The sequence below is a fragment of the Pseudomonas sp. St290 genome, from assembly GCF_018325805.1.
Classification (GTDB): Bacteria; Pseudomonadota; Gammaproteobacteria; order Pseudomonadales; family Pseudomonadaceae; genus Aquipseudomonas; species Aquipseudomonas bijieensis.
Window position 1 is genome coordinate 561,320 of record NZ_AP014703.1, and the last position, 24,411, is coordinate 585,730.

28 protein-coding genes are annotated in these 24,411 nt (G+C 61.5%); 18 read left to right on the forward strand and 10 right to left on the reverse strand.

Annotated elements, in window-relative coordinates; genetic code table 11:
- The first annotated feature begins 108 nt into the window (after positions 1-108).
- The 14 genes from hemE to PBDP_RS02440 all read left to right on the forward strand — a co-directional run bounded on the left by hemE (position 109) and on the right by PBDP_RS02440 (position 12,952).
- Complete coding sequence (gene hemE / locus PBDP_RS02375; protein ID WP_212801769.1) at positions 109-1,176, forward strand: uroporphyrinogen decarboxylase; 1,068 nt, start codon at positions 109-111, stop codon at positions 1,174-1,176.
- A 343-nt stretch (positions 1,177-1,519) separates the two neighbouring features.
- A complete protein-coding gene (gene gbpA, locus PBDP_RS02380) occupies positions 1,520-2,986 on the forward strand; it encodes an N-acetylglucosamine-binding protein GbpA (protein WP_212801770.1) in 1,467 nt (488 codons plus the stop codon).
- Between the two features lie 67 nt (positions 2,987-3,053).
- Complete coding sequence (locus PBDP_RS02385; protein ID WP_212801771.1) at positions 3,054-3,596, forward strand: cytochrome b; 543 nt, start codon at positions 3,054-3,056, stop codon at positions 3,594-3,596.
- Complete coding sequence (locus tag PBDP_RS02390) at positions 3,593-4,120, forward strand: type II secretion system protein N (RefSeq protein WP_116833992.1); 528 nt, start codon at positions 3,593-3,595, stop codon at positions 4,118-4,120. The genes PBDP_RS02385 and PBDP_RS02390 overlap by 4 nt, the downstream gene beginning before the upstream one ends.
- 7 nt (positions 4,121-4,127) lie before the next feature.
- Positions 4,128-6,044: a type II secretion system secretin GspD gene (gene gspD, locus PBDP_RS02395; RefSeq protein ID WP_212801772.1), complete on the forward strand. Its 1,917-nt coding sequence runs from the start codon at positions 4,128-4,130 to the stop codon at positions 6,042-6,044.
- Positions 6,041-7,513 (forward strand): type II secretion system ATPase GspE, encoded by a 1,473-nt coding sequence (gspE, locus tag PBDP_RS02400; protein ID WP_109752050.1) that lies wholly within the window; start codon positions 6,041-6,043, stop codon positions 7,511-7,513. The genes gspD and gspE overlap by 4 nt, the downstream gene beginning before the upstream one ends.
- 4 nt (positions 7,514-7,517) lie before the next feature.
- Complete coding sequence (gspF, locus tag PBDP_RS02405) at positions 7,518-8,726, forward strand: type II secretion system inner membrane protein GspF (RefSeq protein ID WP_109752051.1); 1,209 nt, start codon at positions 7,518-7,520, stop codon at positions 8,724-8,726.
- Between the two features lie 3 nt (positions 8,727-8,729).
- Entirely contained in the window at positions 8,730-9,185 is a 456-nt protein-coding gene (gene gspG / locus PBDP_RS02410; protein WP_109752052.1) for a type II secretion system major pseudopilin GspG, read from the forward strand.
- A gap of 2 nt (positions 9,186-9,187) precedes the next feature.
- A complete protein-coding gene (gene gspH, locus PBDP_RS02415) occupies positions 9,188-9,655 on the forward strand; it encodes a type II secretion system minor pseudopilin GspH (protein WP_109752053.1) in 468 nt (155 codons plus the stop codon).
- A complete protein-coding gene (gspI, locus tag PBDP_RS02420) occupies positions 9,648-10,034 on the forward strand; it encodes a type II secretion system minor pseudopilin GspI (protein ID WP_109752054.1) in 387 nt (128 codons plus the stop codon). Before gspH ends, gspI begins: the two co-directional genes overlap by 8 nt.
- Positions 10,027-10,560, forward strand: a complete 534-nt coding sequence (locus PBDP_RS02425; protein ID WP_109752055.1) for a type II secretion system protein GspJ — start codon at positions 10,027-10,029, stop codon at positions 10,558-10,560. The genes gspI and PBDP_RS02425 overlap by 8 nt, the downstream gene beginning before the upstream one ends.
- On the forward strand, positions 10,557-11,402 hold the full coding sequence (locus PBDP_RS02430) for a type II secretion system protein GspK (protein WP_109752056.1): 846 nt from the start codon (positions 10,557-10,559) through the stop codon (positions 11,400-11,402). The genes PBDP_RS02425 and PBDP_RS02430 overlap by 4 nt, the downstream gene beginning before the upstream one ends.
- Positions 11,403-12,506 carry a type II secretion system protein GspL gene (gspL, locus tag PBDP_RS02435; RefSeq protein WP_109752057.1) on the forward strand — a complete coding sequence of 368 codons (1,104 nt, stop codon included), beginning with the start codon at positions 11,403-11,405 and terminating at the stop codon, positions 12,504-12,506. It begins immediately after the preceding gene.
- The gene (locus tag PBDP_RS02440) at positions 12,506-12,952 is read left to right on the forward strand and encodes a type II secretion system protein M (RefSeq protein ID WP_109752058.1); all 447 of its coding nucleotides are present in this window, start codon (positions 12,506-12,508) and stop codon (positions 12,950-12,952) included. Before gspL ends, PBDP_RS02440 begins: the two co-directional genes overlap by 1 nt.
- 261 nt (positions 12,953-13,213) lie before the next feature.
- Here the strand turns inward: PBDP_RS02440 and PBDP_RS02445 are convergent, their stop codons facing one another.
- A complete protein-coding gene (locus PBDP_RS02445; protein ID WP_414479211.1) occupies positions 13,214-14,470 on the reverse strand; it encodes an MFS transporter in 1,257 nt (418 codons plus the stop codon).
- A 140-nt stretch (positions 14,471-14,610) separates the two neighbouring features.
- On the opposite strand from PBDP_RS02445, the gene PBDP_RS02450 reads away from it, so the two are divergent.
- Entirely contained in the window at positions 14,611-15,513 is a 903-nt protein-coding gene (locus tag PBDP_RS02450) for a LysR family transcriptional regulator (RefSeq protein ID WP_116834001.1), read from the forward strand.
- On the opposite strand, the gene PBDP_RS02455 is transcribed toward PBDP_RS02450, so the two are convergent.
- On the reverse strand, positions 15,503-15,916 hold the full coding sequence (locus PBDP_RS02455) for a hypothetical protein (protein WP_146206836.1): 414 nt from the start codon (positions 15,914-15,916) through the stop codon (positions 15,503-15,505). The genes PBDP_RS02450 and PBDP_RS02455 overlap by 11 nt on opposite strands.
- Before the next feature lie 159 nt (positions 15,917-16,075).
- Between PBDP_RS02455 and PBDP_RS02460 the strand changes: the two genes are divergently transcribed.
- Complete coding sequence (locus PBDP_RS02460) at positions 16,076-16,606, forward strand: DUF2846 domain-containing protein (protein WP_249411832.1); 531 nt, start codon at positions 16,076-16,078, stop codon at positions 16,604-16,606.
- Between the two features lie 147 nt (positions 16,607-16,753).
- Here the strand turns inward: PBDP_RS02460 and PBDP_RS02465 are convergent, their stop codons facing one another.
- Positions 16,754-17,728, reverse strand: a complete 975-nt coding sequence (locus PBDP_RS02465) for an alpha/beta fold hydrolase (protein ID WP_249411833.1) — start codon at positions 17,726-17,728, stop codon at positions 16,754-16,756.
- Between the two features lie 407 nt (positions 17,729-18,135).
- Between PBDP_RS02465 and PBDP_RS02470 the strand changes: the two genes are divergently transcribed.
- Both PBDP_RS02470 and PBDP_RS02475 read left to right on the forward strand, forming a co-directional pair.
- On the forward strand, positions 18,136-18,669 hold the full coding sequence (locus PBDP_RS02470; RefSeq protein ID WP_212801773.1) for a PAAR domain-containing protein: 534 nt from the start codon (positions 18,136-18,138) through the stop codon (positions 18,667-18,669).
- On the forward strand, positions 18,666-18,941 hold the full coding sequence (locus PBDP_RS02475) for a PAAR domain-containing protein (protein WP_116834004.1): 276 nt from the start codon (positions 18,666-18,668) through the stop codon (positions 18,939-18,941). The genes PBDP_RS02470 and PBDP_RS02475 overlap by 4 nt, the downstream gene beginning before the upstream one ends.
- A gap of 155 nt (positions 18,942-19,096) precedes the next feature.
- On the opposite strand, the gene PBDP_RS02480 is transcribed toward PBDP_RS02475, so the two are convergent.
- From PBDP_RS02480 to PBDP_RS02510, 7 genes are read right to left on the reverse strand one after another with little or no spacing between them, the layout of a single operon-like run.
- Entirely contained in the window at positions 19,097-19,543 is a 447-nt protein-coding gene (locus PBDP_RS02480) for a hypothetical protein (protein WP_003197008.1), read from the reverse strand.
- A 42-nt stretch (positions 19,544-19,585) separates the two neighbouring features.
- Positions 19,586-20,812, reverse strand: coding sequence for a beta-ketoacyl-ACP synthase (locus PBDP_RS02485; RefSeq protein WP_116834005.1), 1,227 nt, complete (start codon positions 20,810-20,812; stop codon positions 19,586-19,588).
- Complete coding sequence (gene fabG, locus PBDP_RS02490) at positions 20,812-21,540, reverse strand: 3-oxoacyl-ACP reductase FabG (protein ID WP_109752066.1); 729 nt, start codon at positions 21,538-21,540, stop codon at positions 20,812-20,814. The genes PBDP_RS02485 and fabG overlap by 1 nt, the downstream gene beginning before the upstream one ends.
- Positions 21,537-22,004: a hotdog family protein gene (locus PBDP_RS02495; protein ID WP_109752067.1), complete on the reverse strand. Its 468-nt coding sequence runs from the start codon at positions 22,002-22,004 to the stop codon at positions 21,537-21,539. Before PBDP_RS02495 ends, fabG begins: the two co-directional genes overlap by 4 nt.
- The gene (locus PBDP_RS02500) at positions 22,001-23,197 is read right to left on the reverse strand and encodes a beta-ketoacyl-[acyl-carrier-protein] synthase family protein (protein WP_212801774.1); all 1,197 of its coding nucleotides are present in this window, start codon (positions 23,195-23,197) and stop codon (positions 22,001-22,003) included. The genes PBDP_RS02495 and PBDP_RS02500 overlap by 4 nt, the downstream gene beginning before the upstream one ends.
- The gene (locus tag PBDP_RS02505) at positions 23,194-23,676 is read right to left on the reverse strand and encodes a DUF3261 domain-containing protein (RefSeq protein ID WP_109752069.1); all 483 of its coding nucleotides are present in this window, start codon (positions 23,674-23,676) and stop codon (positions 23,194-23,196) included. Before PBDP_RS02505 ends, PBDP_RS02500 begins: the two co-directional genes overlap by 4 nt.
- Entirely contained in the window at positions 23,673-24,401 is a 729-nt protein-coding gene (locus tag PBDP_RS02510; protein ID WP_116834007.1) for a class I SAM-dependent methyltransferase, read from the reverse strand. The genes PBDP_RS02505 and PBDP_RS02510 overlap by 4 nt, the downstream gene beginning before the upstream one ends.
- Between the last annotated feature and the right edge of the window lie 10 nt (positions 24,402-24,411).

Consider the following 24,411-nt stretch of genomic DNA (forward strand, 5'->3'; position numbering starts at 1 on the left):
CGAGTTGCACCGCGACAAATTGCCCCGATAGATAAAAGGCACGGCTCTTGCCGTGCCTTTTGCGTCGCGCTCTGAGAAAATGCCCGCACTTTTTTTCCGGATGCCGACATGACTGCCCTGAAGAACGACCGTTTCCTTCGCGCCCTGCTCAAGCAACCCGTGGACGTCACCCCCGTATGGATGATGCGCCAGGCCGGTCGCTATCTGCCGGAGTACCGCGCCAGCCGCGCCAAGGCCGGTGACTTCATGAGCCTGTGCATGAACCCCCAGTTCGCTTGCGAAGTGACCATGCAACCGCTGGATCGCTATCCGCAGCTGGACGCGGCGATCCTGTTCTCCGACATCCTGACCATTCCCGATGCCATGGGCCAGGGCCTGTACTTCGAGACCGGCGAAGGTCCGCGCTTCAAGAAAGTCATCAGCACCCTGGCTGATATCGAGGCCCTGCCGATTCCCGATCCGCAGAAGGACCTGGGTTACGTCATGGACGCGGTCAGCACCATTCGCCGTGAACTCAACGGTCGCGTGCCGCTGATCGGTTTCTCCGGCAGCCCTTGGACCCTGGCCACCTACATGGTCGAAGGCGGTTCGTCGAAGGACTTCCGCAAGACCAAGGCGATGCTCTACGACAACCCGCAAGCCATGCACCTGTTGCTGGACAAGCTGGCCCAGTCGGTCACGTCCTACCTCAACGGCCAGATCCTGGCCGGTGCGCAAGCGGTGCAGATCTTCGACACCTGGGGCGGCAACCTGTCGGCGGCAGCGTACCAGGAGTTTTCCCTGGCCTACATGCGCAAGATCGTCAGTGGCCTGATCCGCGAGCATGAAGGTCGTAAAGTCCCGGTGATCCTGTTCACCAAGAACGGCGGCCTGTGGCTGGAAAGCATCGCCGATGCCGGCGCCGACGCCCTGGGCCTGGACTGGACCTGCGACATTGGCAACGCCCGCGAGCGTGTCGGTCACAAGGTCGCCCTGCAAGGCAACATGGACCCGACCGTGCTTTACGCCAAGCCCGAAGCGATTCGCGCTGAAGTCGGACGCATCCTGGCCAGCTACGGCAGCGGCAGCGGCCATGTGTTCAACCTCGGCCATGGCATTACCCCGGAAGTCGACCCGGAACACGCCGGTGCCTTCCTGCGGGCGGTACATGAGTTGTCGGCGCAATATCACCCGTAATCGCCACCCTGTGTCACCCAGCCTGTCCGGACCCGTGCCGGACAGGCTTTTTTTTGCCCGGTTGTTTATTCGGCTCAATGTGAAACTCGTTAGTTGTTTTGTGTGAAGTATCTGTTTGTGTTTGTTTGATAGTTATTTCTATTCGTAAGAAGTTTCTCGAACTATGTAATAGAAATGGCTTCAGAGATCATTCCTTCTGTTTTGAGAGATTTTTCCTACATAGGAAATATTCAACTTTCTATAAGGTTCGGCGCTTGTCAGGTTCAGCGCTGAACGACCCAGCGCACCTTTCAAGATGACGGTGATACGTCTTTTCAATCTCGATGAGTAGTCTGGAATTTATATGAACAACAACTTCAAGAAGAACAGTGTGTTAACGGGGTGTGCTTCGTCGTTAGTTCTGTTGTCGGCGATGGTGGCGTCCCAGGGTGTGTTTGCCCACGGTTTCGTCGAAGTGCCGCCTTCCCGTGCGCTGTTGTGCCAGAAAGGTGTCAACCAACAGTGCGGTGGCGCGCAATACGAACCGCAGAGTACCGGTGAAACCTTCAAGGGCTTCCCGAATGGTGCAGGTGGTGCGCCGCTGCAAGGCCCTATCGACGGTAAAATCGCCAGTGGCGGCATTGCCCGCTTCTCTGCCCTCGATGCGCAATCGGCTTCGCGCTGGCACCTGACTGAAATCAGGGACCGGGACATTACCTTTCAATGGCAATACTCCGCCGCGCACCCGGCGACCAAACACGAATACTTCATTACCCGCGACGGTTGGAACCCGAACGAAGCGCTCAAGCGTGCCTCGTTCGATAGCGCGCCGTTCTGTACGGTGGAGGGTGGCAATCAAGTGCCGGTAGGCGGTGCCCCGCATAACTGCGTCATTCCTGACAGCAAGTCGGGTCATCACGTCATCCTGGCCGTCTGGACAGTAGGCGACACCGATAACGCGTTCTACGACCCGGTCGATGTGAACATCCTCGCCGAAGCCGCGTTGCCGGGCGGCTGGTCGGCGGTGGGCAGCATTGCGCCATCGACCCAGTTGCTGGTGGGTGACAAGGTCAAGGCCCGGGCATTCACCGCCACCGGCGAAAATGCCCAGTACAGCGTAGAAATCAGCATCGACAACGCCGAGGAAGGCAAGGCTGAGAACTGGTCGTTCAAACTGGCCGAAGCCATCAACAACGCCCATGCCCTGATTCGTGCCGGTATTCGTGATGATGAGGGCAATATCACGCCGGTCAAGGGCGCCAACAGCCTGTACGCCCAGAAAGAAAGCGGTGTGAATCGCTATGAAGTGCAACTGGACATGCAGGAAGACGCCAGCGCCAGCATGGAGATTTCCTCCCTGCAACCAGAGTACGTCCTCGACAAAGGTCGGATCAGCATGGCGTTCACTGCGCAGGCAAACCGCCGGATGAACCTTGAAGCCACGCTGTTCGATGAGAAGAACAAACAGGTCGGTGCCGTGAGCCAGACTGTGGGTGAAGGCAGCACCGGCCTGAACCTGGATGTGCGCAGCGCCCCCGGCGCCCACACCCTGACGCTGGTGGGGACCACCGAAGACGGACGCACCACTCGCCAGGATACCCAAGCCGTCACCCTGACTGGCGAAGGCGCCGGCATCGAGTACGACTTCGTGTTCCCGGAAGGCATCAGCGACTACACCGTAGGCACGAAAGTGCTGCAGCCCAAGACTGACGAAGTCTTCGAGTGCAAGCCGTTCCCTGCGTCTGGCTACTGCAAACAGTACAGCCCGACGGCGAACGGTTTCGAACCGGGTGTCGGTGCCTCCTGGCAAAGCGCCTGGGACAAGCTGTAAGTCCTGACAGGCATGGTCCCAGGCGATCCACACGGGTTGCCTGGGGCCTTCAGACGAGTGCGCAGTGATGTCTATCCATTACTCCAGGCGCCGGGTGCTGCTGCACTGGCTGTCGGCGGTCATTATCTTATGGGCGTTGGCGTCCGGTTTTTATGTGGCGTTCAATCCGGTGCCAGCTTCGACCGAACAGTGGGTTGGGTCACTCAATGTGTCGCTGACCACGCTGTTCATTCCGTTTTTCGTGTGGCGGGCCTGGCTGTTTTTTTACGAACTGGAGCCGCGCGGGACGGCGCTTTCAGGGAGCAAGAGGCTGGCCTCGGCGGTGCATGCGCTGATCTACCTGGTCATCGGCGTCGTGCTGGTGACCGGCGTGCTGATGATGAAAAGCGCCATCAGTGTCTTCGGCCTTGTTCGCTTCCCCCAGCCATTGGCTGATCCGACGTTGATCGAGCTGGCCAACACCGTCCACACCCTGTCTTGCGTGGTGCTTTCGATACTCGTCGCGCTGCACCTGTGCGCGGTGCTCTGGCATGAGTTTTCCGGGCGCAGAGTGGTGCGGCGAATGTCCTTTGCCAAGCCTGCGGGCACGCTTGAGCGAGTGCAACGGTGAGCCTGTCGTTTCGGGTCGACAGCCGTCTGCCGAGGCTGGTGCTGGTGCTCGTGCCGCTGCTCTACGGGGTATTGCTGGCCGGGCAGGAATGGCGTTTTCGCCATGCATTGGGCCGTGACGTGCCAGTGGTGGTGGACTCGCCGGCGGCGCCGGCTCGCGACTTGCCCAACGTCCAAGCCGTGGCGACCGTGCTCGGCCTGGCGCCTGAAGGTGCCCAGGCGCCAAGCGCCGAACCGATTACGTTGCAGGCCAGTTTTGTCGCCGGCGAAGGCTTGTCGCGGGCATTGCTGGCGGATGCCGCCGGCCCGCGCATTTACCAGGTGGGCGAGCGCTTGCCCGGTGGCAGCGTGCTGCGCCGGGTCGAGGCCAGCCATGTGACGTTGTGGCGCAACGGCCGTGAAGAGCGGTTGGCCTTGCAGCAAGCGGTCAAGCCCTTGCTGCGCCGGCTGGATCTCGAAGACGGGCGCCATGCCACGCTTCATTCCTCGCAATACCTACGCCCGGTGGCCGGGCAATCAGAGTGATCGAATCATGAACAGCTTTATCCGAGGCCGTGTGTCATGCGTCCTGTTCTGCCTTGCCGCGGCCTGCCCGCTGATGTTCCCCAGTGCGCTGCGGGCCGAGGAGGCCCAATGGCAACTGGCGATGAACAATGCGGAACTGCGCGACGTGGTCGAGGAATTCTCCGCGATCCTGGGCAAGACCGTGGTGCTCGATCCCCGGGTGTCAGGGCGCATTACAGTCATGTCCCGCCAGGCGCTGGACCGCGAGGGTGTGCGTCGGTTGTTCTATTCGGTACTCGATGCACATAACTTCACCGTGATCGACGAAGGCGAGCGGATCCTCATTACCCCGGTCAGCGATGCCAAGACGCGGGCCGGAATCGCCGATGCCAAAAGCGCCACGCCGTCGCAGTTCGTCACCCGGGTCCTCGACCTGCAATCGAGTATCGCCGCCGACGTCGCCGGGTTGATCCGGCCCCTGGTGTCGGGCAATGGTTACGTCGGCCCTTCGGTATCGTCCAATGCCTTGGTGGTTACCGACACCGCCGCCAATGTCCAGCGCATCGCCGACGTGGTTCGACAGCTGGACTCAGGGCGCAACCGCAATCATGTGGTGGTGCGGTTGCGGCATGCCCAGGCTGGGGATATCGCGCCGTTGATGGAAACCTCTGGCGGTAAGCGCGATGGCGATACGGCGGGCCTGGTGATCGCCGATACCCGTAGCAATCGGTTGGTGATCATCGGCGCGCCGGCGGTGCGCCAGCGCCTGGTCGATCTGGCCCGGACCCTCGACGTCCCGGCCGCCGCCTCTCAGGACAACGCCCGGGTTATCCGCCTGCGCCATAGCGATGCCAAGCAACTGGCCGAGGTGCTGGAGGCTGTCGGCCAGGATAAGAAAACCACGCCAGCACTGACCGGCTTGCGGGAAACTGCCGCCGCCAGCCCGTTCATGATCAAGGCCGATGAAAGCCAGAATGCCCTCGTGCTGATCGCCGAACCTGCTCAGGTTCGCATCATCGAGAACATCGTCCGTGAATTGGACCAACCCCGGGCTCAGGTGCTCATTCATGCGGCCATCGTCGAGGTCACCGGCGATATTTCCGAAGCGCTGGGGGTGCAGTGGGGGCTGGAGAGCGGCAGCGCGACAGGGGCCATCAATTTTCCGGGAACCGACATCCCGATCATCGGGTTGGACCTCAATAAGCTCGATAAAAAGACCGAAGGCGCGTTCCTGCGCCTGGGCAGCGATCGCTTCAGTGCGCTGGTCTCGGCACTGGCGAGCAATGCCCACAGCAACCTGCTGTCCACCCCCAGCCTGCTGACCCTGGATAACCAGGAAGCGGAAATCATCGTCGGCCAGAACGTCCCGTTCAAAACGGGTTCCTACGCCACCAGCGGCAACGGTGCGGACAATCCGTTCACCACCGTGGAGCGCAAGGACGTCGGCATCAGCCTCAAGGTCAAGCCCTACATCAATGAGGGCTCGACCTTGCGCCTGGAAGTGGAGCAGGAAGTCTCGGACATCGCGCCATCGGTCTCCGGTGTGGATTCCTCTGACCTGATCACCAACAAGCGCGCCTTGAAGAGCACGATCCTGGCGGACGATGGTGAGATCATCGTGATCGGCGGGCTGATCCGCGACAGCGTCCGCACCCAGCAAAGCGGTGTTCCTTTGCTGCGCAGTATTCCGTACCTGGGCGCGTTGTTTCGCTGGAACCGCGACACCCAGACCAAAAGCAACCTGATGGTGTTCCTGCGCCCGACCATTGTGCGCAGCAACGAAGACCTGGCCGAGGTCAGCCGCCAACGCTACGACGCGCTCCGGGACCTGAGCAAACCGGGCTCGCGGAAAAACAACTCGCTGTTGTTGCCCCGGGATGCCCGCCAGTTGTTCGACTCATCCACGGACACGGCCGATCCGCAACAGCGTTCGGGGGCCCTGTGACGGACCCACAGGCCCCGTTGCCCTTTGGCTTCGCCAGGCGTTTCGGCGTGCTGCTCGAAGGCACGGGGCCGACCTTGACCCTGGTGATGCGCGGTGACACGCCCCTGACCGCCGTGGCGGAAGTACGGCGCCTGTGCGGTCGGGATTTGCCCATCCAGGTGCTGGAGCCGGCGTCGTTCGCCGCGCGCCTGGCCAACGTCTATCGCCAGGGCCAGAGTGCCGCCGAGCAGGTGGCCCAGGGCCTGGACGAGGAGCTGGACCTGCTCAGCCTGGCCGACCAGATGCCGCAGACCACCGACTTGCTGGAGCAACAAGGTGATGCGCCGATCATCCGGCTGATCAATGCCCTGCTCAGCGAGGCGGTCCGCGAACACGCCTCGGACGTGCACCTGGAAACGTTCGAGCAATACCTGTCGGTGCGCATGCGCATCGACGGTCAGTTGCAGGAAATGCTCCGTCCGCGCCGGGAGCTGGCGAACCTGCTGGTGTCGCGGATCAAGGTCATGGCCCGTTTGGATATCGCCGAAAAGCGCGTGCCCCAGGACGGGCGAATGGCCTTGCGGCTGGCCGGGCACGAAGTCGATGTGCGGGTCTCGACCTTGCCGTCGGCCCATGGCGAGCGCGTGGTGTTGCGTCTGCTCGACAAGCAGGCCGGACGCCTGGACCTGCAACGCCTGGGCCTGCCCGACGACACCCTGGCCGGGTTGCGCCAATTGCTCGGCAAACCCCACGGCATCGTGTTGGTCACCGGGCCCACGGGCTCGGGCAAAACCACCAGCCTGTACGCGGCGTTGAGCAGCATCAATGACCAGAGCCGCAACATCCTCACCGTCGAAGATCCGATCGAATATCACCTGCCGGGCATCGGCCAGATGCCGGTCAATCCGAAAGTCGACATGACCTTTGCTCGCGGCCTGCGGGCTATTTTGCGCCAGGATCCGGACGTGGTGATGGTCGGTGAAATCCGTGACCGCGAGACCGCCGAAATCGCCGTCCAGGCGTCCCTGACCGGGCACCTGGTGCTCTCGACCCTGCACACTAATACCGCCGTCGGCGCGGTCACGCGGCTGATGGACATGGGGGTGGATGCCTATCTGCTGGCCTCGTCCCTGGCCGGCATCGTCGCCCAGCGCTTGTTGCGCACCTTGTGCCCATGCTGCAAGACACCTTATGTGGCCGACGCCGCCACTTGTCTGCGCCTGGGCCTTGAGGCCGGTGCCGCGCCACGGCTGTTCAAGGCCCAGGGCTGCGATCAATGCCAGAAAGGTTATCGCGGGCGCATCGGCATTTACGAACTGGTGAACGTCAGTGCTGCGTTGTCGCAGTTGATTCATCAGGGGGCCACCGAGCAGGCGTTGGCCTCTGAGGCGCGCAAGAGCTCCCGCAGTCTGTTCCAGGACGGGCGCCAGCGGGTTCTCGAAGGCCTGACCAGCGTCGATGAACTGCTGCGCATCACTCAGGAGGATTAGCGCCATGCCGACCTTCGACTACCGGGCCGAAGATGCCCAGGGCCGCCGCTGCAAGGGCCGTGTGGAAAGCGACAGCCCCCGGCATGCCCGTCAGTTGTTGCGCGAGCGCGGCTTGCTGCCCAGCGAGTTGCGTGAAGCCGGGGAGTCGCGAACCATCGGCTTCCGGCCTTCGGGGGGACGTTTGAGCCCGGCTGACCTGGCGTTGCTGACGTTGCAGCTTTCCACCTTGATCCAGGCCGGCCTGCCCCTTGAGGAAGCCTTGGGGGCCGTGGCGCAACAGAGCCAGAAGCGGCGAGTCGTCCACTTGCTGTCGGCGGTGCGCAGCCGGGTGATGGAAGGCCACGCCTTGGCGACGGCGCTGAGGGCATTTCCCCAGGCCTTCCCCGAGCTGTTTTGCGCCACCGTTGCCGCTGGTGAGCAATCCGGCCATTTGGGTCAGGTGCTGGAGCAACTGGCGACCTACACCCAGGCGCGCCAGGCATCGCGCCAGCGCATTCAACTGGCGTTGGTGTACCCGCTGATCCTGATGTTGGCCTGTGTCGCGATTGTCGCGTTCCTGTTGGGCTACGTGGTGCCGGATGTGGTGAAGATTTTCGTCGACAGTGGCCAGCCGTTGCCTTGGCTGACCCAGGCGCTGATCGCGGTGAGCGACGGCTTGCGTCGCTACGGCCTGCTGCTGCTCGGGGCCCTGGCCGGGCTGCTCGGGCTGTGGCGCTGGAGCCTGCGCCAGCCGTCGTGGCGTCTGCGTTGGCATCGCTTGTTGCTCAGGTTGCCGTTGTTGGGTGAGGTGCTGCGGGCGATGGAAGCGGCCCGCTTCGCCAGCACCCTGGCGATCCTGAGCAAGAGTTCGGTGCCTTTGGTGGACGCCTTGCACATCGCCGCGCAGGTGATCGGCAACCTGACCATTCGCGCACGCATGGCCGACGTCGCTCGTTCGGTGCGCGAGGGCGGGACCCTGACCCGTGGCCTGGAGCTCGGCGGGGATATCCCGCCGCTGATGCTGCACATGATTGCCAGCGGCGAACGTGCCGGCGAACTCGACAGCATGTTGGCCCGCGCCGCCGAACAACAGGAGGCCAGCCTCGCAGCGCGCATCGCGCTGGTGGTGAGCCTTTTCGAACCGGCCATGTTGGTGCTGATGGGCGGCGTCGTGCTGCTGATCGTCATGGCCATTCTGCTTCCTATCTTGAGCCTCAACCAATTGGTGAATTGACCCATGAAACTCCACAGCAACCGACCGGCACGTCCTCAGCGCGGCTTCACCCTGATCGAAATCATGGTGGTGGTGGTCATCATCGGCATCCTCGGCGCCATCGTCGTGCCGCAGTTCATGAGCCGGCCCGACCAAGCCAAGGTCACCGCCGCGCGCACCGATATCCAGGCGATAGCCACGGCCCTGGAAATGTACCGTCTCGACAACGCTCATTACCCTTCGACCCAGCAAGGCCTGGAGGCGCTGAGCAAGCGTCCGGCCGGTACGCCCGTGGCAAAGAACTGGAACCCTCAGGGTTATTTGAAAAGCCTGCCGGTCGATCCCTGGGGCACGCCCTACCAGTTTCTCAACCCTGGCCTCAAGTCACTCGATGGCGGCTATGACCTGTACTCGCTGGGCGCCGATGGCGCGCCGGGCGGCGAGGGCTTCGCCGCCGATATCGGCAATTGGGCCGAGTGAACATGGGCGGTCATTCTCGGGGCTTCACCTTGCTGGAACTGATGGTCGTCATTGTGTTGATCGGAGTCGTGATGGGCATGGTCAGTCTGGCTCTCGGTCCGAGCCCGGCGCGTGAGGCCCGGCAGCAAGCCCAGGACTTCATCCGTGTGGTGCAGCAGTTGCGCGAACGCGCGGTGTTGGATGGGCTGGAGTATGGGGTGCGCGTACAGCCTCGCGGCTATCAGGCGTTGCGCCTCGAGTCCCTGGGGTGGACAGCGGTGTCGGCGTCGCATCGGCTGCCTGAAAGCCTGACGTTTGGACTGGAGCAGGACGGCCATGTCCTGGCGCTCGATGATGCCCAAGGCCCGCCACAGTTGCTGATGCTCAGCAGTGATGAGATCAGTCCGTTCAGATTGTTCGTCAAAGTTGCCGGCCAGACGATTTCCCAGGTCGTGAGTGATGGCTTGGCGGAGCCGCTGATCGATGGCTGACGCTCGCAGGCTGGCCGCCGATTGCCAGGGATTCACGCTGTTGGAAATCATGGTCGCGCTGGCGATTTTCGCCACGTTGGCGGCTGCGGTGCTGTCGGCCAGCCAGTTCGTGCTCAAGCAAAGCGCCGGGCTCGAGGATCGTCTGTTCGGCGCCTGGCTAGCGGACAACCAACTCAGCGAGCTCCGTCTGCAAGGCGCTACGCCACTTGGCGCACAGGGCCTGGCCCGACGCCTGGATCAGCGCGATTGGCTCTTGCACCAGCGTGTCGCCCCGGCCCGCGACCCGCGTCTGCTCCAGGTCGAGATCCAGGTCAGCCGGGCCGGCAGCCCAGCTGCCGTGCACCGCACCACCGGATGGATCCGCAACCGTCATGAATAGACAGTCGGGCTTCACCTTGTTGGAGCTGGTCATCGCTATCGCCATTTTTGCCCTGCTTGGCCTGGCCAGTTGGCGCCTGTTCGACAGTGTCGTGCGTACCCAGCAGGGCACCGGTCAACATGAGCGTGAAGTCAGGGTCTTGCAACGTGCGGTGGGGGTGATCGAACGGGATGTGTGGCAGGCCGTTGCCGGTTCCATCGGGCTCGCGTCAGGGCGCCTGCAATTGCAGCGCAGCCATTGGGCCAATCCACTGGACCAGCCACGCAGCGAGCGGCAAACGGTGAACTATCGACTCGAGGGAGCGGTGTTGTGGCGCGACAGTCGTGGTGAAGGGCCGGTCAGCGTGCAACAGCAGAAATTGCTCGAGGACGTACGTAGCCTGAGCTGGCGTGTGTTCGACGCGCAGCGGGGCTGGCACGGCGAAACCGTGCGCGGCAACGCGCCACTGGCGCTGGAACTGGTGATTTCCACGGGGCGTTTCCAGCAGATCCGTCGCGTGCTGCTGTTGCCTGGGGCGTTGCCGTGAAGCGACAACGGGGCGTGGCGCTGATCAGTGTGCTGTTGGTCCTGAGCCTGGCGCTGCTGCTCACCGCCGGCCTGTTGCGCAGTCATCGCCTGCTGTTGCAGAGCAGCGCGCAGCAGTTGCAGCAGGTCCAGCTGCGTCAGTTGGGGTTGGCCGCTGAAGCCTGGGCGCAGGCAGTGTTGGAAGATAGCGCGATCACTTCGTCCGGGCCGGTAGACCTGAGCCAGGATTGGGCCCGGCTCAAACCTGCATTCGAAATGGAAGACGCCGAGGTTCACATCGATATAGAGGATCTGGCCGGGCGCCTGAACCTCAACGCGCTGCTGGCCCAGGGTCAAACCGATCAAGTCACGCTCGGTCGTTGGACGCGATTGTTGGCGTTGCTGGATTTACCCGCGCAGGCATTGCCCCAGGTCGGCTCGGTGCAGGAGTTGAGTCAACTGCGTCTGTTGCCGGGCATCGACGGCCAGACGCTGCGGCGCCTGGAGCCTTGGGTGGTATTGCTACCCAGGGAGGCCCTGTTGAATATCAATACCGCCCCGCTGCCAGTGTTGATGAGCCTGGACGGTATGGAGGATGGGCCGGCCAAAACGTTGATCAACCAGCGCCGCCACGCGCCATACGCCAGCGTGCAGGCTTTTACCAATGACCCGCTGTTGTCCGGGTTGGGCATTGGCAGCCATGGCCTGGGCGTGAGTAGCCGCTGGTTTCGAATCACCGTGAGCGTGGCCCGTGCCGGCAGCCGTCTGCGCCTGGCCTCGGACATTGAGCGAGATCCCGTTAGCGGACGCTGGACAGTGACTCAGCGTCGTTTTTTACCCATCAGCCTCAGCGAGCACCCTTAGATGAAAACCTGGCTTTACCTGACGGCCGACGGTATGGAGGCGCTTTGCGCCAACTGGCCGTGTTGTGTGTGGTCGCCCACGGGCGAACGACGTTGCCTGCCCTTGCATGAAGCCGCCCGCGAGTTGCACGGGCGAGTCGTCGACGTGCTGTTGCCGATGGAAATGTGCAGCTGGCTGCGCAGCGATCCGTGGCCGTCACGGCGCCAGCCGCGACCCCAGGCCCTAGCATTCGCCATCGAAGAACAGTTGAGTGAAAATCTGGAGACGTTGCACATCAGCGTCGGCGCGCGGGATCGTCAGCAGCGCTACCCGCTGATGGTGACCGAGCGAAGCCGGTTCCAGGCATTGCTGGCGTTGCTGGCCGCGCAAGGCTTCGATGTACGTGCGATGCATGTCGATGCCGACCTGCTTCCCGATGACAAGGCTTTTGCCGTGCGTTGGTTCGGTCGCTGGCTGTTGGGCGGGGCGTTGCCGGCGCGGGTATCGCTGTCGCCCCGGGCCCTGGCGACGCTCAAGCCTGACTTGCCCGAGGACATTCACTGGCTGGACGAGGGACGCGATCGCGAAGGTATCGATGAGTGGCTGCTCAGCGCTGGCGGACATCCCATCGACCTGTTGCAGGGCGAGTTTCGTCGACGTCGTCAGCCTTTGCCGTGGCGTGGCGTGGCGGTTGCTGCGTCGGGATTGTTATTGCTCACCTGGGCGTTCAGCGAGGCTCGCATACGATTTCTTGAAGGCGAAACTCGTTATCTGTACACCCAGGACGAGCAGCGATTCAGGTCGCTGTATCCCGAGCAAACCCGCATCGTCGACCTGGCGGCGCAGTTCCAGGCGTTGCAGAGTCGTCGTGGGCAAAGTCAGGACACCCAGGTTGCGCGCCTGGTCCGTCTGACGGAGCAGGTCATTGGCGCGAGCAACGTCGAAGTGCAACGCGTCGATTTTCGTGAGGACGAAGGTTGGAAAATCCAGCTGACCGCCAACAGCTTCGTCGAGCTTGAGCAACTGCGCGAACGCGGGCAGCAAACCGGACTGCCAGTTACCCTGGGCAGTGCCAGCAAACAGAACAACCGAGTGCAGGCCACGCTCACGCTGGAGAACAGTTGATGAACTTCAATCGCTTGATCCAGGCCTGGGGGAGGGTGTCACGCCGTGAGCAACAATTGTTGCTGGGCCTGGCCGGGCTGTTGCTGGTGGTCGTGGCCTACACCTCGATTTGGCAACCGACCCGGCAACGGCTGGAAGTTGCCGAGCGGCAGTATCGCCAACAGGCTGAGCTGCACGCCCGAATCCAGCGCGCCGACCCCCCCCGGGATCTGACCACCGCGACACGACCCTTGTCGGTGCGCGTCAATGACAGTGCAAGCGCGGCGGGGTTGGACATTGCAGAGATGGAGGTCGACGGCGATTCGTTGCGGCTCGTCGTCAGTGGCGATGCCAATTCGTTGCTTCATTGGTTGGATCAACGTGAGCAGGAGGGCGCGGCACTGCAGTCGTTGACCCTGGAAGCGCGTGATCGTGTGCTGGAGGCGCGCGTGGTGTTACGTCAATGATCGATCGAGTACACAGCAATTTTGGCCAGGGGTATGAGGTTTTTGTGGTGAGAGAGTGGCCGCCGCGTCTTCGACGCTGCGCTGCCGAGCAAGAAACAAGCCCTGTGGCGAGGGGATTTATCCCCGCTGGGTTGCGAAGCGGCCCCCACACCAGGCAACTCGGTGGGCCAGGAAGATTGAGTTCACTGCTTTAGGGCTGCTGCGCAGCCCAGCGGGGATAAATCCCCTCGCCACAAAGTGTCTATTGCCCCTGCCTTGGATCTAAACCTGCACATTCCCCGGCAACAACGGCAACTTCGCCAGTTTCACCGCCACCAGCAACGCCACCACCAGCAAGCCACCGATGAACAGGCCGATACCGTTCCACCCGCCCAGGTGCCAGGCCACGCCGCCCGCCGTACCCGCCACACTCGACCCAGCGTAGTAGCTGAACAGGTACAGCGACGATGCCTGGCCCTTGGCTTTGAGGGCGCGGCGGCCGATCCAGCTGCTGGCGACCGAGTGGGCGCCGAAGAAGCCGAAGGTGAACACCAGCATGCCCAGGACCACCAGCCACAGTGGCGTGGCCATGGTCAGCGCGAGCCCGGCCAGCATCAGGGCGATGGTGGCCCAGAGCATTTTGCGCCGACCGAGTTTGTCTGCCAGTGCACCGACTTTCGCCGAGCTGTAGATGCCCGACAGGTACACCACCGATAACAATCCGACGAACGCCTGATCCAGATGATAAGGCTCGGCCAGCAAGCGGTAGCCGATGTAGTTGAACAGCGTCACGAACGCGCCCATCAACACGAAGGCTTCGAGAAACAGCAGCGGCAGACCGGCGTCGCGAAAGTGCATGGTGAAACCGTCCAGCAGGCTGCGCGGGTGTAGCGAGCGCGGGCGGAAGTTGCGCGACTCGGGCAGAATCCTCCAGAACACCGCCGCCGCGATCAGGGCCAGGCCACCGATCACCAGCATCGCGGTGTGCCAGCTGACAAAGTCGATCAAGACCCCGGTGATCAGGCGCCCGCACATGCCGCCGATGGCGTTGCCGGCGATGTACAGGCCCATCGCCAGGCCGATGTGCTTGGGGTGGATCTCTTCGCTCAAGTAGGTCATCGCCACCGCTGCCAACCCGCTCAATGACAAACCCACCAAGGCGCGCAGCACCAGTACGCCTTGCCAGGTCGGCATCATGGCACTGGCAATCGTGCACACCGAGGCCGCGAACAGCGCCGCGACCATCACTGGCTTGCGACCGATGCGGTCGGAAATCGGGCCAGTGACCAGCAGACCGATGGCGAGCAGGCCGGTCGCCACCGACAGGATCAGGCTGCTCTGCGCCGCGTTGATGGAAAACTCCTTGGACAGCAGCGGCATCATCGGTTGCACGCAGTACAGCAAGGCGAAGGTCGCAAAGCCACCGCTGAACAGCGCCAGCACCGTGCGCATGAACATCGGCGTGCCTTTCTCGATGTAGATGTCCTTCAATTCGGCGACGACGTCATCCTGCACACTAGGTGGGATTTCATGGGCCAGTGGAGCGACAGCAGTTTTCACGGTGGACCTCGAACGAACACGGCCAGGCAGGCAATGAAAAAAGCATATAGCCGGCTAATGTTTCTATCCAATATATTGTTCGACCTGTTTAAGACGTTTTACGACCTATTGGATTGCCCATGGAATTGCGTCATCTGCGTTACTTCATCGCCGTGGCCGAAGAGCTGCATTTTGGCCGCGCGGCCCTGGCCCTGGGCATCTCCCAACCGCCCTTGAGCCAGCAGATCCAGGCGCTGGAGCAGGAGATCGGTGCACGGCTGTTCGAGCGCACCAATCGTCGGGTCGAACTGAGCGAGGCCGGGCGACTGTTCCTCGAAGAGGCGCGACGGGTACTGGCTCAGGTCGATAAGGCGGCTGACGTGGCCCGCCGTGCCCAGTTAGGCGAGTTGGGTGAGCTGAAAATCGGCTTCACTTCCTCGGCGCCGTTCAACTCGACCATTCCCCAAGCGATCTTCACGTTTCGCCAACGCTTCCCGGCCGTGCATCTGAATCTGCGGGAAATGAGCAGCACCCAGGTCGCGGATGCATTGGTAGACGAAGCGATCGAGGTGGGCATCATGCGTCCGCTGCCACTGCCCGACTCCTTGCAGGAAATCGAACTCAGCCGCGAACCGCTGGTGGCCGTGCTCAGCTCCAAGCATCCCCTGGCCCAGGGCAGCGAAGCGGGCCTGTTCCTCTCGGCGCTGGCTCAGGAACCCTTCGTGTTCTTCCCTCGCAGCTACGGCAGCGGCCTCTACGCGCAACTCCTGAGCCTGGCCCGCGACGCCGGCTTCAGCCCACACTTCGCCCAAGAGGCCGGTGAAGCCATGACCATCATCGGCCTGGTCGCGGCGGGGCTGGGTGTCTCAGTCCTGCCGGCGTCATACCAGCGCATGCGTATCGACGGCGTGGTCTATCGATCGCTGCTCGACCCGGCGGCGGTGTCGGCGGTGTGGCTGGTACAGCGCAAGGACCAGCGGTCGCCGATGGCGAAGGCGTTTGTGGCGTTGTTGACCGATGAGGTGGAGTTACCTAGTGGTTAATGTCGGCGCGGATGAAACCATAAAGTTGAAGTTGGTAATGAATGTAAAAACAGAGGGTGGTAAGGAAAATCCAGAAAGTTGGCAAATGTTTTGGCGTTGACCAATAGAGTATGTGCTCCAGCAACAGGATCACCGTTACGGTCGTGGCGAGGACGCTCGCGGATTTGGTAAGAAGGGTATTGGGCGCGTTATTTGCTTTTCTTAAGCGATAAGGATGCTGGAAAAGTAGCAGGAGTAGTAATGTGAGCAGGGTGCCGATCATTGCTGCGAATGGGATGGCGATAATGTCATGTTCGGCTGGGTAGAGGTTGTTTGTATAGTTTGCGAATAAGTTATAACTGCCAATGATTAGAGTGGTTGAAAGGCTCATCAGGTAAGACCAAAGAGAGTGTTTTGTTTTCACGATTTTTATCCCTATCCATGGCATTGCTTATTTTGACGGCTAATTGAGCACGCATGAATAAGAGACTCAATGCCCTAATGACAGCTTGGGAAATGGATTACAAGTTTTACGGAAGGTTACCTGTCTGGGCTTGAGGCTTGCTGTTGCCAGGCGCCACCCGTGACCGAGCAAGCCAACATTGCTTCAGTTTTTCACCGTCTCAGCCGATATCCGATTGTTCGACCTACCCAATCATGGAGAAACAGGATGTTCAAGCGATTGACCTTTACTGCCTTGCTGGCAGTCGCCGCGCTGACCACGGGGTGTGCTTCGGTAAAAATGGCGGATGACACCCAGGATGCTCAGGCGAAAACCTTCCAGACCGTTCCTGACAAAGCGAACATCTACGTTTATCGCAACGAAAGCATGGGCGCCGGGGTGAAAATGCCGGTAACGCTCAACGGTAAAGCTGTCGGGCAGACCGTTGCCAAGTCGTATCTGATGCTATCGGTACCGGCTGGCCAGCAGACGCTGGTGTCGTCTGCGGAAAACGATTCAGAACTCAAGCTCAGTACAGAAGCGGGCAAGAACTATTTTGTCTGGCAGGAAGTGAAAGTGGGTTTCATCAAGGCTCGTAACAACCTGCAGGTTGTCGATGAAAAAACCGGTCGCGCCGGTGTGGTGGAAAGCAAGTTGATTCAGGCACAGTAACTCGACTGTCTCTGATCCGTGCTGCTTGAGAGGGCGCTGAAAAGCGCCCTTATTTCATGCAGCAAGGCCGACAATTGATTGTCCTTCTATGTGGTGGTGATAAAGGCAGTCAAACTCGCGATGAGCCTTGACGGATCATGCCAACGGTCATTTTTTATCACGTAAAAATGCCAGGATCGCCTCGCAGGTAGCCTGGGTTTTTTCTTCCAGTACCCAATGCCCGGTGTTGTGCAATATAAAAGAGTACGGTTGCGTAGTAATGCATTTGACTTGCTCGGCCAAGGTATTTCCTCTCGAATGGTCGCCACCGATGGTGAGCACAGGCATCGTCAGTTTATTGTTGGCGAACGCTTGGTTATCAATCACATCATGCTCTATCCAGGCTGAATAAAGCTTGAAGGCCGCCTCCATGCGTCCAGGCCGGGAATAATCTTTCATCAGGGCCACGCGCACCTCGTCCGGCACTGTGTCGTTGCCAGGAAATACAAAGTCGTCAAAAAACATGTTCAGGTAAGTTTTTTCCTGACCTTGGATCATGGCTATAGCCGTCTTGCCAAAGAAGCGAAAATGCCACTTGCTCGCAATACGGGCTTCCGGGTTTCCGTTATAAGCCGTTTCCCAGCCTGGGATGCCAGGAATGAATCCATCCATCAAGACAATACGTTTGGTTTCATCCGGATAAAGTGCCCCGTAGGCATAGGCAATAATTAACCCCATGTCATGGCCGATAACATCAACCTGTTTGATATTCAGGTGGATGATCAGCTCGTGCAAATCATGCGCCATGCTTTTCTTGTCATAGCCGCTTTCTGAAATATCGGTTTCTCCAGCGCCGCGATAATCAGGAACGATCGGCGTATAACCGGCACGCAGCAATGGGCCCAAAAATACCTCCCAATTGCGCCAGCTTCCCGGAAACCCATGCACCAGCAACACCGGTTTTTCGCCATCGCCGCTCATGAGATAGTGCATGCGAACACCGTTCACATACGCGTACGCACGTGTGAATGTCGCACCACCTACAACAATGTTTTGTTCCACAGAAGGCGAGGTGGCCTGGTGTCGAGAAGATAACGCGGTGACGCCCGACCAAGCTATTGTATCCACCATTTTTTTGTCCATTTTTGGAACCAAATTAATTTCATGAGATACGCAGTACAGCTCATCAATAACAGCCGAACTGTTTTTATCGAGCGTTAACCTGGACGGTATTTTTCAGGCGTTTAAAGCCTTAAGCTTTCCGAGCCCCGTCGATACTGTCGAAGTTGACAGTCCCGACAAGCGGTAGTTGGGGCAGCAGAACAGGGGGGGTGAAGACGCCGGGCAAGGCGTGCCAGGACTCCCGTTGACTGTAGGAAAATACGCTTTCCTAGTTGCGATGTTTCCTATTCGCTCCAGATGTCCACGCTGTTGGGCTTGCGATTCACCAGCGTAGCAACGTCTTATTCATCATTCCGAATTGTCTGGCCCAATGCTCCTTCCCGGCGGAAAGGGAAGTAGCCCAAAGCCCGTGAATAAGGCCCTTGGAAATGCACTCATCTTCCTACACCCCATACACCAACGAAGTCTCTCGTGAATATCTCCGTCATTTGGACGATTTGTACTTGGAGCAACAGCCGCTTGATGGTTTTGACGAAAAAGTCATCACATTTCTTAATCAACAAAAAGCGTTCGTCATGGCTCATCCCCCAATCGCTATTTACCGGGTGGCCACCGAGGGTAGCCAGACGCGTTACGGCGGAACGATCCAGCAAGTGTCATCGTCGTTGACGTTCACCTTGGACAATGGCTGGAAAGTACGCGCCGCGCAGAAAGGCGACCAGGTTGTGTACGCCGATGGCAGCACCGCGCGGATCGTAACCGCCGCCGGGGCCGCCAATAGCAACATCGCCCTGGTCGGCAGCCGCTTGAGCAATGGCGACGAGATCATCAATACGCCGCAGAGACGTTTTCTGATCATCGTGCGTGAAGGCGTGCCGATGGCGGAGGACTTTTTGCCCGCTCTCAAACTGGCGGATGTTCATTACCTGCACTCGAATGGGGTGAAGGAGAACATCCAATGAGAGAGGGGTACTTCATCGGTTTGGGTGACAAGACCACTTGTGGTGGGAAAGTGCTGGAAGGCGATAGCAGGGGCAACATGTTTGGCCTACTGCATGCCCGCGAAGGTGATCGCGTCTCGTGTGGCCGGGATGGAAAAACCTATCAGATCAGCGGCGGCATCACGCATATGGTCAGTCATGGCAGGCATATGGCCGGCACGCTGGATAGCCACAGTACCTGCCCCTGCAAAGCGCGACTGATCCCTTCGGTGCTCTGGGCTACCTACAAATGAAGAGGTGATGACGGTAGCCCAGCCAACATCATCGGTGCTGACCCACTGCAATCGCGAGCAGGCTCGCTCCCACAGGATTTGGTGGCATACCAGATTGCGTACACCCTGGATCCACTGTGGGAGCGAGCCTGCTCGCGATTGCGGCGGATCCGGGTTTATTGCACCTTCGCCAGATCCCCTTTCAACGCGACGCCCGCCATGATCGCGCCGGCGTGGCATTCATAGGTGGTCGGGTCCTTGCGTTCGTTGCTCTTGTAGAAGCTGACGATGTTGGTGACAGCGTTGGCGCCGGCGTTCTTGGCGGCCTGGTGCAGGCTGATCAGTGCCGATTGCAGCACCCATTCGCAGGCCACTTCATCGGATTTGTTGAAGGCGTTGGTTTTCTTGTTGGTCACGGCGCCGGGGCTGACCACGGTGACGTTGCCGGCCGGTTTGTTGCCGGCCAGGTAGAACTTCACGCTGCCGTCGATCTTGCCGGTGCGGATGGCCTCGGCGACGACTTTGTCGAACGGCAGGAACAGCGCGGTATCACGGGCCTGGCTGAGGCTTGGCAGGGTGCTGAGCAACAGGGCGGCGGTTACGGCGATTTTCTTCAACGACATCATGGTCTCCTTGACGAGGGGTAACAGGGTTTTGAATCCGATTCAGTGCCAGCGGCGGAAGATCAGCGAGGTGTTGACCCCACCAAAGGCGAAGTTGTTGTTCATCACGTATTCGTGGCTCATCGGCCGGAATTCGTTGCGCAGGTAATCGAGCTTGCCGCACTGGGGATCGACCTCATCGAGGTTGAAGGTGTGCACGTACAGGTCGCGATTCATCATTTCGATGCTGAACCAGGACTCCAGCGCCCCGCAGGCACCCAGGGTGTGGCCGAGGAAGCTCTTTTGCGAGCTGATGGGCATGTGTTCGCCAAACAGGCTGCTGGTGGCCAGGGTCTCGGCGATGTCGCCCTGCTCAGTCGCGGTGCCGTGGCCGTTGACGTAGCCGATGGCCGAGGGTTCGAGGCCGGCGTCTTCCAGGGCCAGCTCCATGGCCCGGCGCATGGTGCTCAGTTCGGGTCGGGTGGCGTGCTGGCCGTCGGCGTTGCTGCCAAAGCCGACGATCTCGGCATGGATTTTTGCGCCACGGGCCAGGGCGTGTTCCAGTTCTTCGAGTACCAGTATGCCGGCGCCTTCGCCGATCACCAGGCCATCGCGGCCCTTGTCGTAGGGACGTGGGCTGGTTTGCGGCGCATCGTTTTTCAGGCTGGTGGCGTACAGCGCATCGAAGACCATCGCTTCGGTCGGGCACAGCTCTTCGGCGCCGCCGGCCAGCATCAGCGGCAGGCGCCCGAACTTGATGGCCTCGTAGGCATAGCCGATGCCGTGGCTGCCGCTGGTGCAGGCGCTGGAGGTGGGGATCAGGCGCCCGGTCAGCCCAAAGAAGATGCTGATGTTGGCTGCCGTGGTGTGCGGCATCATCCGCACGTAGGAGTTGGCGTTCAGCCCTTCGGCCACGCTGTTGAGCAGCATGTTGCCGAACGCCTTGATTTCGTCGGTGCTGCCGGTGGACGAGCCACAGGACACGCCCATGCGCCCGTCCTTGATCGACTCATCGCCCAACAGGCCTGCGTCGGCCAGGGCCTGTTCCGCCGCGGCGACCGCCAGGCGCGAGACGCGGCCCATGCTGCGCAATTGCTTGCGGGTCCAGTGGGCCGGGACCTGGAAGTCGTCGATGGGGCCGGCCAGCCGCGTGTTCAGTTCGCTGAAGCGGTCCCACTCATCCATGCGCCGGATGCCGCTGCGATTGGCGGCGAAGTTGGCGGCGATGGTTTCCCAGTCGCTGCCTATGGAGGTGATACCGGCCATGCCGGTGACGACAACGCGCTTCATCAGCACAAGCCTCCGTTGACGGCCAGGACTTGCCGGGTGATGTAGCCGGCTTCGGCGGACATCAGGAAATTCACCGCACCCGCCACTTCTTGCGCAGTGCCCATGCGCTGGGCGGGGATCATTTTCATCAGTTCTTCCACGGGTACGTTTTCATCGAGCATGGCGGTGTCGATCAGGCCGGGCGCGACGCAATTGACGGTGATCTTGCGCTTGCCCAGCTCGATTGCCAACGCCTTCGCCGCACCGATCAAACCGGCCTTCGAAGCACTGTAGTTGACCTGCCCGCGATTACCGATCAGCCCGGAGACCGAGGTGATGCAGACGATCCGCCCGGCGGCGCGACGCCGGATCATCGGCATCATCACCGGGTGCAGCACGTTGTAGAAACCGTCGAGATTGGTGCGCATCACCACATCCCAGTCGTCTTCGCTCAGGGCCGGGAAGGCGCCATCGCGGGTCAGGCCGGCATTGAGCACCACGCCGTAATAGGCGCCGTGGGTTTCGACGTCGGCTTCGAGAGTCGCTTTGCAGGCAGCACGGTCGGACACATCGAATTGCAGTACTCGCGCCTGGCGGCCCAGGGCCTGGATTTCTGCCTGGACCGCTTCGGCCTCGGCGCGGCCGCTGCGGCAATGCAGCACGATGTCGTGCCCGGCCTCGGCCAGGCGCAGGGCGATGGCGCGGCCGATGCCACGGCTGGAGCCGGTGACCAGTACGGATTCAGTCATGACGGGTTTCCTGTTGCGGACGGTTCATGAAGGTAATGGGCGGCCTTGGGCGGACGGAAAACGTTGAGCCGGGCCGTGGCATGGATGCCGGGGGCGTGGATGTGGCATTCGAACACGCCCATGCCGTTGTCGTCTTCCAGGGAGCGCACGCCGTGGATGCTCAGCTCGGCACCGACGGGAAAACAGTCGACGTTGCATTCGAACTTGCGGGTGCCGAGCAAAAAGCCCAGCTCCACGGCATCGCCGCGCCGGCGCGCATGGCAACCGGCAAACGCCGCGACGCTCTGGGCCATCAGCTCGATGCCGACCCAGGCCGGCAGCGCGCCGTCTTCGCGGTTGAACAAACCACCAGGCTTGACGGTGGTGTGGGTATGGATCTGTTCGTCATCGAACGACAGGATCCGGTCGATGAGGATCATGTCCCCTGCGTGGGGCAGCAGTTCGGCGAGCGGCCAGTCAATCATGGGGCGTCTCCGATAATCAGGCTGACGTTGTTGCCGCCGAAGGCAAATGAATTGCTCATCAGGCGGCGCGGGATGGCCGGGTTCAGGCGGGTGCTGGCGGTGACCCAGTCCAGCGCCGGCAACGCAGGATCGGCCTGGCCGTCCCAGACATGCGGTGGCAGGGCCTGGGCGCTGTTTTGGGGGCTCAGGGCCAGCCAGCAGAACGCCGCTTCCAGCGCCCCGGCCGCGCCGAGGGTATGGCCGGTCATGGGCTTGGTGGACGAGCAGGGCACACCCGCCGGGAACAGCCCGGCCACGGCCTGGCTCTCCATGGCGTCGTTGTGCTGCGTGGCGGTGCCGTGCAGGTTCAGGTAGTCGATCTGGCTGGCTTTGAGGCCCGCGCAATGCAGGGCTTTTTCCATGGCCTGGCGGGCGCCGCGACCGCTGGGCTCGGGGGCGGAAATATGATGGGCATCGGAGCTGGCGCCGTCGCCCAGCAGGGCGATCCTGGGGCCGTCTCCCGGGGTCTTGCTCATCAGGAACAGCACCGCCGCTTCGCCGATGTTGATGCCGCTGCGGTTCACCGAAAACGGATTGCAGCGTTCGCTCGATACCGCTTCCAGTGCGGAAAAACCGTTGAGGGTCAGTTTGCACAGGCTGTCCACGCCACCGCACAGCACGGCATCGCACAGGCCCAGGTCCAGCAGGCGTCGGGCACTCATCAAGGCGCGGGCGCTGGAGGTGCAGGCCGTGGAGATCACGTAGGACGGACCGCTCAGGCCGAGCCAGTCGGAAAGAAAATTGGCCGGCGCGCTGAGTTCCTGTTGCTGATAGTCGTAGCCATCGGGGAAGCGTTGTTCGCGCAGGTAGTGGGCGATGCCCTGGCTGGCCTCATCGATGCCCGACGTGCTGGTGCCCAGGACGATGCCGATACGGGCATGACCGTAGGCCTGGATGGCCTGGTCGATCTCTGCGCGAATCTGCAACCCGGCTTCCAGCAGCAGTTGGTTGTTGCGGCTGCGTTGCGCCGCAAGGACAGGGGGGATGGGCGCGAGTTCCCCCGGCACCGAGGCGACCGGCAAGGCGCGTTCGGCCACCCAGCCATCCTCGATGCGCACGCCCGAGCAGTCGCCGGCAAACAGGTTGCGCGCGACGCTATGTCTGTCGCGGCCCAGGGCGCAGATCACCCCGAGGGCATTCAAATAGGCGGTCATGGGGCGTTCTCGGTCAACGGTGTGATGCGGTAGCGGGGGCCTTGGGGCAGGCTCAGTTCAAAATCCAGCGGCTGCTTGTAGCGCACCAGCCAGCGACTATCGAGGCTCCGTTGCGACGCCTGTTGCCGGGCGGCCGGGTAGTTGTCGGGCAGTTCGGCTTCGGGGGTCAGGGCGAACAGCAGCGCGGCGAACAACTCCCGGGCCTCGGCGTTGGGCGGCAGCAGACCGTCGGCCTGCCACTGGCCAGCGACCAGGCGCTGGCGGGCCGCTGGAATGCCCAGCGGGTCCATCATCGACCAACGGATGCTGGCGTCTTCGCGCTGGATCACCAGCAACCAGTCCTGGCGTTGGCCGGCCATTGTCCGCTCGATGTGCAGTTGCATCGGCAACGCCAGGGTCGGCATGCGCGCGGGCAGCGGCGCGTGGCTGGCGCAGGCACTGAGCAGCAACACACAGGCGATCAGCAGGCCACGGATCATCCGGCAGCCCCTTCGAGAGGTTTGCGAGCCACCACGTTGACCAGGGTTTCCTCCCGCTCGCCAAATGGCTTGGGACGACGCAGGCCAAAGCGTTCCAGCAGGCCGAAATCCTTGGCACGGCTCCACCACAGGTACGGGTAGGACACGTTGCGGGCCTCGAACTGGAAACCCTGCTCGCGGATCATCTCCAGGTATTGCGCGGCGCTTTTCTGCACGTGCATGGGATGGCGGAACAGCCAGCGAATCACCCAGGTGTCGATGTAGGCTTCGGTGGATTCGGCGAACATCAAGTAGCCGCCGGGCTTGAGTACGCGATAGAACTCGGCGAGGGCCTTTTCCTGCTCCACCAGGTGATGGAAGGTTTGGTGGCAGAACAGCAGGTCGACGCTGGCATCGGGCACCGTCAATGTCGCGCAGTCGCTGCCGATCAGCTCCACGGTGATGCCCTGGCGCGCGGCTTCCTCACGGCTCAGATCCAGACTGTGGGGGTCGGCATCCACGCCGATCAGGCGTTGCGGCGCAAACACCTGACGCAGGTACTGGAATGATTTGCCCTGGCCGCAGCCGGCATCCAGCAGCACCGGGTTGGCCGGCAGCGGGGTGCTGAACAGGCTGCGCAGGTCGTTGATCGCTACGCGCAACACATGGTGCTGCCAGGTGTGGCTGCGCAGGAACCAGAAGCCGAAGCGGGTTTCTTCGACGTAGTTGTCGCTCAGGTAGCTCATGGTTGCTGAC

Bases quoted from the DNA above. Each gene is read 5' to 3' on its own strand.
- hemE (WP_212801769.1), top strand. From the start codon at position 109: ATGACTGCCCTGAAGAACGACCGTTTCCTTCGCGCCCTGCTCAAGCAA.
- gbpA (WP_212801770.1), top strand. From the start codon at position 1,520: ATGAACAACAACTTCAAGAAGAACAGTGTGTTAACGGGGTGTGCTTCG.
- PBDP_RS02385 (WP_212801771.1), top strand. From the start codon at position 3,054: ATGTCTATCCATTACTCCAGGCGCCGGGTGCTGCTGCACTGGCTGTCG.
- gspD (WP_212801772.1), top strand. From the start codon at position 4,128: ATGAACAGCTTTATCCGAGGCCGTGTGTCATGCGTCCTGTTCTGCCTT.
- gspF (WP_109752051.1), top strand. From the start codon at position 7,518: ATGCCGACCTTCGACTACCGGGCCGAAGATGCCCAGGGCCGCCGCTGC.
- gspG (WP_109752052.1), top strand. From the start codon at position 8,730: ATGAAACTCCACAGCAACCGACCGGCACGTCCTCAGCGCGGCTTCACC.
- gspH (WP_109752053.1), top strand. From the start codon at position 9,188: ATGGGCGGTCATTCTCGGGGCTTCACCTTGCTGGAACTGATGGTCGTC.
- gspI (WP_109752054.1), top strand. From the start codon at position 9,648: ATGGCTGACGCTCGCAGGCTGGCCGCCGATTGCCAGGGATTCACGCTG.
- PBDP_RS02425 (WP_109752055.1), top strand. From the start codon at position 10,027: ATGAATAGACAGTCGGGCTTCACCTTGTTGGAGCTGGTCATCGCTATC.
- gspL (WP_109752057.1), top strand. From the start codon at position 11,403: ATGAAAACCTGGCTTTACCTGACGGCCGACGGTATGGAGGCGCTTTGC.
- PBDP_RS02440 (WP_109752058.1), top strand. From the start codon at position 12,506: ATGAACTTCAATCGCTTGATCCAGGCCTGGGGGAGGGTGTCACGCCGT.
- PBDP_RS02450 (WP_116834001.1), top strand. From the start codon at position 14,611: ATGGAATTGCGTCATCTGCGTTACTTCATCGCCGTGGCCGAAGAGCTG.
- PBDP_RS02465 (WP_249411833.1), bottom strand. From the start codon at position 17,728: ATGGACAAAAAAATGGTGGATACAATAGCTTGGTCGGGCGTCACCGCG.
- PBDP_RS02470 (WP_212801773.1), top strand. From the start codon at position 18,136: ATGCACTCATCTTCCTACACCCCATACACCAACGAAGTCTCTCGTGAA.
- PBDP_RS02475 (WP_116834004.1), top strand. From the start codon at position 18,666: ATGAGAGAGGGGTACTTCATCGGTTTGGGTGACAAGACCACTTGTGGT.
- PBDP_RS02480 (WP_003197008.1), bottom strand. From the start codon at position 19,543: ATGTCGTTGAAGAAAATCGCCGTAACCGCCGCCCTGTTGCTCAGCACC.
- PBDP_RS02485 (WP_116834005.1), bottom strand. From the start codon at position 20,812: ATGAAGCGCGTTGTCGTCACCGGCATGGCCGGTATCACCTCCATAGGC.
- fabG (WP_109752066.1), bottom strand. From the start codon at position 21,540: ATGACTGAATCCGTACTGGTCACCGGCTCCAGCCGTGGCATCGGCCGC.
- PBDP_RS02495 (WP_109752067.1), bottom strand. From the start codon at position 22,004: ATGATTGACTGGCCGCTCGCCGAACTGCTGCCCCACGCAGGGGACATG.
- PBDP_RS02500 (WP_212801774.1), bottom strand. From the start codon at position 23,197: ATGACCGCCTATTTGAATGCCCTCGGGGTGATCTGCGCCCTGGGCCGC.
- PBDP_RS02505 (WP_109752069.1), bottom strand. From the start codon at position 23,676: ATGATCCGTGGCCTGCTGATCGCCTGTGTGTTGCTGCTCAGTGCCTGC.
- PBDP_RS02510 (WP_116834007.1), bottom strand. From the start codon at position 24,401: ATGAGCTACCTGAGCGACAACTACGTCGAAGAAACCCGCTTCGGCTTC.